The sequence below is a fragment of the Paenibacillus jamilae genome (assembly GCF_050482105.1).
In the GTDB taxonomy this organism is placed as follows: Bacteria; Bacillota; Bacilli; order Paenibacillales; family Paenibacillaceae; genus Paenibacillus; species Paenibacillus jamilae_B.
This window is the reverse complement of record NZ_JBCNHI010000076.1, coordinates 1-556: the sequence shown is the minus strand read 5'-3', so window position 1 is coordinate 556 and position 556 is coordinate 1. Positions and strand designations below refer to the sequence as shown.

Here is a 556-nt window from a genome sequence, read left to right as displayed (position 1 = left end):
AATTGAGCTACACCGGCACAAAAACTATTCAATTAAAAGTGGCTCGGGACGGAATCGAACCGCCGACACGAGGATTTTCAGTCCTCTGCTCTACCGACTGAGCTACCGAGCCTCACAATTAGGCACTTTATCAAGCAAAGTATTACTAATGGCGGAACTGACGGGATTCGAACCCGCGATCTCCTGCGTGACAGGCAGGCATGTTAGGCCTCTACACCACAGTTCCATAATATAATTCATTTAATTGCGGGGGCAGGATTTGAACCTGCGACCTTCGGGTTATGAGCCCGACGAGCTACCGAACTGCTCCACCCCGCGATATAAAATATGGTGGAGGCTGAGGGGATCGAACCCCCGACCCTCTGCTTGTAAGGCAGATGCTCTCCCAGCTGAGCTAAGCCTCCTCAACGGAACACTTCTCATATTATATCACAGCAAAGTTACTATTGCAAGTTTTTTTATGACCCGTAGGGGATTCGAACCCCTGTTACCTCCGTGAAAGGGAGGTGTCTTAACCCCTTGACCAACGGGCCATACAATAAATAATTCTGGCGGA

General features: G+C 49.5%; 5 tRNA genes. All 5 read right to left on the bottom strand.

Going from position 1 to position 556, the window contains the following annotated elements:
* Positions 1-39: 39 nt before the first annotated feature.
* The 5 genes from ABEW32_RS26380 to ABEW32_RS26360 all read right to left on the bottom strand — a co-directional run bounded on the left by ABEW32_RS26380 (position 40) and on the right by ABEW32_RS26360 (position 533).
* Positions 40-112: transfer RNA gene (locus ABEW32_RS26380), tRNA-Phe, on the bottom strand.
* 37 nt (positions 113-149) lie between these two features.
* Positions 150-226 (bottom strand) — tRNA-Asp (locus ABEW32_RS26375).
* A gap of 18 nt (positions 227-244) precedes the next feature.
* Positions 245-318 (bottom strand) — tRNA-Met (locus ABEW32_RS26370).
* A gap of 10 nt (positions 319-328) precedes the next feature.
* Positions 329-404, bottom strand: a tRNA-Val gene (locus tag ABEW32_RS26365).
* A gap of 57 nt (positions 405-461) precedes the next feature.
* Positions 462-533 (bottom strand) — tRNA-Glu (locus ABEW32_RS26360).
* Between the last annotated feature and the right edge of the window lie 23 nt (positions 534-556).